Here is a 5432-nt window from a genome sequence, read left to right on the forward strand (position 1 = left end):
TTTGAACTCTATCGAGTCTTTGAACTCTATCGAGTCAAAGTTCAGGCTCTTGCGTTCCACTCGGAACCTCCTTGACCGGCTTCTGCCCGGCGTTTTGAATTGGGATCATTGCGCCCTGGATCAGCAATTGGTCGCCTCCGGGTAATGCCTGGCGTCCTTCGCTGATACGTGCTTCGTTAGGAGTGAGCTGGCCGGTGTTGATCGCCTCACGGTTAGCCTGATAGCGGCCCATGGTGTCGGCGCGCAGCAAGCTGTCGAAGTTGAATTCGGCCTCGAAGCGTTGCGCCTCTTCTTCGGTCATCAGCCAGCGCAGAATCGATTCCTCAATCTTCTCCAGGTAGGGCCGCAGGTTGAGCTTGTAGAACGCCGATAGGATCTCGTAGACGTTAGAGCCGAGCGACGACTGACCAAAAGTCTGGTTGAGCAGGATCGACGGCACACCGAAAAAGCGGCCGATGTCCTCGATCTGGAAGCGCCTGGACTCAAGCATCTCGATGTCCTTCGGCAACATGCTGACTTGCTGGTACTGCATCCCAGCTTCCAGCACGAACAGTCGATCCTCGTTGCCCTCCTCCAGTTCGGAGAAGTTGGCTCGAACCTGGGCGCGCTGTTCTTTGGTCAGGGTTTTATCGATGGTGAGCACACCGGATGGCTTGGCGCCGTTACTGAAAATCTTGGTCATGCGATTGTCGGCGGCAATGGCGATGCCGATGCTGTTGCGGGCGTAGGCCATTGGCGACAGGCCAATGATCCCATTACCGAACAACTTGATATGCCACATGCTCGACTCGCCGTAGACCTTGACATTCATGCCGTCGGTGTACGCGTGAGCCACGCTGCCATCAGCCAGCAAGGTCGTTTCGACTTGGCTGGATGACAGCGGTAGCAGGCCAATAATGCGATTACCCGAGCGCTGAATGATGGCGTAGGCGTTGCMGCTGACCGCCAGATTGAGCGCCATGCTTTCCCAGAATTCCACGCGCGTTTGATAGCGGTTCGGTCGACGAGTCAGCACGCGGTGCAGCGGGTGGGCGTCGGCGATCTTCCGCCCGCCAGCCTCCACCTGGTACAAATTGAATGGCAGGCTGCCAATGGTCTCAGCAATGATCCGAGTCGCGCCAAACACGGCGCTAATCTGCATGGCGCTATCGAAGTTGACGATGGCAGCGGACGCCGATGAATGCCCGAGCGGTACGGACGACTGAAGCCCGGCGTTGCGAGTTGGACCGCCAGGCGAACCGAACCAGCCGCGCAAGGTTTGGAATAGGGCCATCAGAGAACCACCGGGTCAGATAGGAAGGAGTCGATGTCGGGACCGCACTCGCCAGCGATTGCGCGGCTCAGCGACATAATCAGCGCCACAATCCCGTCGATCTTGTTCTCGGGACGCTCTTTGTTCGGGTAGATGTTGTCCTTTACGTCCAGCTTGGCCAGGACGTTGCTCGCCATCCACGTCAGGACCGGGCAGTCACCGTGGGCCAGCAAGCGGCGCAAAGTCAGCGCCTCCAGTTCTTTCATAGGCTCGCTGATGTTCTGCACTGTCTGGCGGATCTCCACCATCTGCAAACCCTCCGCCACCATTTCCTGTGCAAGCTGAGTGGCCTGCCATGGGTCATAGGCGACGGCCTCGATGTCAAAGCGACCGGCGAATTCACGCAGGTCATCCTTGATCACTTCGAAGTCGATCACTTCGCCATCGGTCAGGGTCAGCAAACCGAGTGCGTCGAACTCGCGGTAACGGCTGGTGTTGCTGTCCAGTTCCTCGATCACCCGAGCTTCGGGCAAGTAGTACCGCCCATGGACATGCCAGAACGGATCACCCTCGACCGGAGGAAACAGCAGGATGTTGCCCGCGATGTCGATCTTGCTGGCCAGGTCGAGGCCGATAATGCAGCGACGGCCTTCCAGTTCTTGCAAGCTCTTACGGGCCGGGGCTTCCTTCCAGCGCAGCATGTTCAGCCAGGCGTTCTTGGCGCCGACCCATTCATTGAGATGCTTGGTGCGGAACGTCGCCTGCTTGCTGGCTGACTGCATGGCGTCACGCTGGCGAGCCAGCAAGAAGTCACCGTTGATGGATATGCCATGATTCGGGTTGGCCTTGATCAGCGCCGCCTCAGAAGTCCAATCGTCGCCAGGGTCGATCGTATAAAGCATTGCCCAAAGGTCTGGCCGCTCAATCACACCTTCCAGCATCCGCTCGGAATCCCGTACCAGTTGGTGGCAAGGACCGCCGATGCTGGAGCCGGCCGTGGTGATAACCAAAATCACCGGCTGCTCCCGTGCACCCATGCCGGTTTCCATGGTGTCGAACAGGGTTGAATCTTGGTGTTCGTGGTACTCGTCTACGATGGCGCAGGATGGGCTTGAGCCGTCACCAGGCTTGCCAATCACCGGCTCGAAGCGGCTGCCATCTTCCAGGCGGCACATGTTCGAGGCATTCACCTCAACGCCGTAGTGGTCGCGCAATTCAGGGGTGCGTTCAATCATCAGCTTGGCCGGTCGGAAAACCTCCCAGGCCTGTTTCTCGGTGGTCGCACCGCTGTAGACCTCAGCGCCAAACTCACCGTCAGCGGTGAACATGTAGGCCCCAACACCACCACCGATGATCGACTTGCCGTTCTTGCGCGGCACGAATATCAGGATGGTTCGATAGCGCCGGGTACTGTCCTTCTTGCGCAGCCAGCCGAACGGGATGCAGATCGAGAACAGTTGCCAGCCTTCCAGCTTGATCAGTTCGCGTTTGCTGGCCCACTTGCCCTTGGTGTGCGGCAATAGCTGCAAGAACTTGCCGACCTTCTCGGCCCTGGCCGGGTCGAACTTGTAGGGATAGTCGGCGGCCTTTGAGGCTTTCAGGTCATCGAGGTGACGCTTACAGGCGAGCTTGACCCACTTACAGCACGGGATCTTCCCGGCAACCACTCGCCGAGCGTATGCCTCAGCTGCCTTGACCAGTGGATATTTGGGAGCGGCCATTACAGATCAGCAAAAGGGTTTCCCTTCGGCGCCTCTTTCTTACCGCCGACCTTTGCACGGTCAGCCGGTGTCATGCCGAACTTGCCGAGTAGCGCTTCGAGGCGCACCAGCTTGGCGGCGGTGAATTCAATGGGGTCGTTGCGAAATTGCGCCAGCAGGTTGGCGGCAATCTCTAAGCTGATACGGTCGGAGTTGGTCAGCACATCGAGCGGTGCACTGCCGGCAATCTCATTCCAGGCGTGGAGCACTGCGCCATTGATATGGTCGGGCGCAGCATCCAGCGGACCAGAAACCTCAGCGTCTTCGCGCTTGCGTTCTGGGTGTTTTTTGAACGACCCGCGAGCGTCGAGCACGTTGGTCGGCGTCCTCGGTCGGGCCATTTTTCAAAACCTGTATTTTGGAGAAACGTAAGAAGACTTTTGGGCGCGGTCTAGGAGCGAGAGGAACCAGACTTTCGACCCTCCCCCTCCCTCTGAACGGGAATCCCTCTCATTTCGATCATTTCCCGGGCTTTCCGCTGCCGTGCTGCGTGTCGTTGCCCCATCCACCATCCTCGGTCGCCGTCTTGCGGCTGTGACATGGATGGCACAGGCCTTGCCAATTGGAACGAACCCAGAAGGCGTCCTTGTCACCCTTATGAGGGATGATGTGGTCAAGGTCAGTAGCCGCAGCGATCCGGCCTTGACGCTCACACTCAGCACACAGCGGATGCTTAGCCAGGTAACCCTTGCGCGCCTGCTGCCATTTGTAGCTGTAGCCGCGCTGGGTGCTGCTCTCTCGCCTGTCGTCGTGCTCTCTCGTAGCCTGCTTGGTCAGGTGCTCATGCTTGGGGCAATACCTGACACCACGTACCAGCGCGCCGCATGCTGGAGCGCCGCAAGGCTTCATGGGCTTGAGCGCCATCAGATCACCCTGCTCCCATCCATGTAGGTCGATGACATGGCATCAGGGTCGTCATCACCATCATCTGCCAGGGCCTGGATCAGTAGCAGTTGCTGCTCTGCCATCCTGTTGAGGATCGCTGTCTGCTGCTTCTGCTCGGCTAGCACCTGAGTCAGCAGGCTTTCCAAGCAGCTGGGATGCTCGCTCATATGCCACCTTGCTCCACTTCTTTATCCATTCGCGCCGCGCGGTGCAGCCGCTACATGCCACGTCTTATGACCTTTTCGCCCTTTTCTAAAATCCATGTGCCATCGGTAGGGACATGCGTACAGCCATCCGTTGCTAGCCGAGCTCCATCCAAGACAGTGACATCGACCACGCATGCCGCAGCTTGGGCGGTGGTACTGGCCATGACCTCAGGGCTGATCTCTATGTTCGCCGTCTTGCTCAGCTTCTTCTGGACGATCACGCGGGCGATCATCACCAGAAGGCCGAGCGCACCATATGCAATCGGCGGCAGCACAGCTTGCAGTGAAGGCAGGAGCTGTTCAGCGATACCCAGCACAGCGATAGCACCACCCACCTGAACGCTCTGCATCTTCAGCGCGTCTTTCCAGTTGTCGATCAGTTGCATGGGTCACTCCTGCCGCTTGGGCAATTTGATTTCAGTGAATCGGTCGGCCAAGTCGGCAACCTTCTTCACGCCCAAGGTGCCGATGACAGCACCAAGGGCAGCTGCAAGGCTTGAGGGAAGGCTGAAGTATTCGAGCAGTGGGAATGCGCCGGCGGTGATCGCGCCACACAGGCATGCTTCGAGAGCGGCCTGTCGCCGGCCACCACCGCCGTAGATGACGCGCAGGAAGGCGATCCAGCAAGACAGTGCCGCCGCGTAGAACATCGGGGCATGCTGGCTGAGCCAGGCCATCACGATAAGCCAGGTGTCTGGTTTGTCGGGCATGTTTGGCATCCGGAGTCCTCCCTTGCGGGGAGTGAAGTAGATCCGGCAGCCATGCAGTGCCCCGCCTAAGCGATTAAGGGATGCACGGGTGCCGAAAACGAAAAAGCCCCGCACGATGGCGAGGCTTCAGAAGGGTGTCGGTGGCAGGCGCTGCCCTGCTTTTGGCTTCGGACGGGGCCATCCGGCGGGATTGCATCCGATTCCCCGCATGAGTCCGCTTGGACTGCACCAACAGATAGCAAAAAGCCCAGCGAAGGGCTGGGCTTTGTGTGTCGTCTCTCATAACGCGCAAGATCGACATGATGGGGTTAATTTACGATCAAAGCGCCACTACAGTCAAGCGGCATCAATGAAGATTTCTTCCCGATCGAATATCTCGGTCGCGTGCACCACCGCCTGTTCTTCGAGGCGCTCAAGACAGCGTGCAACACCCGTCTTCCAGCGACGGCGAGTCGACTCCGGCTTACCCTCAAGATCCCAGGTGTTCATGTCGTAGAACTCGGCCGGCAGCACGATCATATCGGTGGACCGCTTGCCTGACTGTTCGCCGCGAAGCTTGGGGATTGCCCAGGCGGTCACCGCCTTATAAATGAACAACTGAGGCGCAGGCGATTGAATC

Annotated in this window: 7 protein-coding genes and 1 pseudogene; all 8 read right to left on the reverse strand. The window is 58.7% G+C overall.

Features of this window, described 5'->3' with window-relative positions; genetic code table 11:
• Positions 1-34: 34 nt before the first annotated feature.
• The gene (locus AC1DSG_RS27035; RefSeq protein WP_477793619.1) at positions 35-1273 is read right to left on the reverse strand and encodes a phage portal protein; all 1239 of its coding nucleotides are present in this window, start codon (positions 1271-1273) and stop codon (positions 35-37) included.
• Positions 1273-2973, reverse strand: a complete 1701-nt coding sequence (locus AC1DSG_RS27040) for a terminase large subunit (RefSeq protein WP_477793620.1) — start codon at positions 2971-2973, stop codon at positions 1273-1275. Before AC1DSG_RS27040 ends, AC1DSG_RS27035 begins: the two co-directional genes overlap by 1 nt.
• Positions 2973-3326 carry a hypothetical protein gene (locus tag AC1DSG_RS27045; RefSeq protein ID WP_477793621.1) on the reverse strand — a complete coding sequence of 118 codons (354 nt, stop codon included), beginning with the start codon at positions 3324-3326 and terminating at the stop codon, positions 2973-2975. The genes AC1DSG_RS27040 and AC1DSG_RS27045 overlap by 1 nt, the downstream gene beginning before the upstream one ends.
• A gap of 145 nt (positions 3327-3471) precedes the next feature.
• Positions 3472-3876 carry an HNH endonuclease gene (locus AC1DSG_RS27050; RefSeq protein WP_477793622.1) on the reverse strand — a complete coding sequence of 135 codons (405 nt, stop codon included), beginning with the start codon at positions 3874-3876 and terminating at the stop codon, positions 3472-3474.
• The gene (locus AC1DSG_RS27055; RefSeq protein WP_477793623.1) at positions 3876-4064 is read right to left on the reverse strand and encodes a hypothetical protein; all 189 of its coding nucleotides are present in this window, start codon (positions 4062-4064) and stop codon (positions 3876-3878) included. The genes AC1DSG_RS27050 and AC1DSG_RS27055 overlap by 1 nt, the downstream gene beginning before the upstream one ends.
• Before the next feature lie 50 nt (positions 4065-4114).
• Positions 4115-4489: a DUF7940 domain-containing protein gene (locus AC1DSG_RS27060; RefSeq protein ID WP_477793624.1), complete on the reverse strand. Its 375-nt coding sequence runs from the start codon at positions 4487-4489 to the stop codon at positions 4115-4117.
• A 3-nt stretch (positions 4490-4492) separates the two neighbouring features.
• The gene (locus AC1DSG_RS27065; RefSeq protein WP_477793625.1) at positions 4493-4822 is read right to left on the reverse strand and encodes a phage holin, lambda family; all 330 of its coding nucleotides are present in this window, start codon (positions 4820-4822) and stop codon (positions 4493-4495) included.
• A gap of 327 nt (positions 4823-5149) precedes the next feature.
• Positions 5150-5432, reverse strand: a pseudogene (locus tag AC1DSG_RS27070) (hypothetical protein); the annotation flags it as partial.

The sequence above is a fragment of the Pseudomonas sp. P5_A12 genome (genome assembly GCF_056400685.1).

Excerpts from the sequence above, each read along its gene's own strand:
- AC1DSG_RS27055 (WP_477793623.1), bottom strand. The coding sequence starts at position 4,064 with ATGAGCGAGCATCCCAGCTGCTTGGAAAGCCTGCTGACTCAGGTGCTA.
- AC1DSG_RS27050 (WP_477793622.1), bottom strand. The coding sequence starts at position 3,876 with ATGGCGCTCAAGCCCATGAAGCCTTGCGGCGCTCCAGCATGCGGCGCG.
- AC1DSG_RS27060 (WP_477793624.1), bottom strand. The coding sequence starts at position 4,489 with ATGCAACTGATCGACAACTGGAAAGACGCGCTGAAGATGCAGAGCGTT.
- AC1DSG_RS27040 (WP_477793620.1), bottom strand. The coding sequence starts at position 2,973 with ATGGCCGCTCCCAAATATCCACTGGTCAAGGCAGCTGAGGCATACGCT.
- AC1DSG_RS27065 (WP_477793625.1), bottom strand. The coding sequence starts at position 4,822 with ATGCCAAACATGCCCGACAAACCAGACACCTGGCTTATCGTGATGGCC.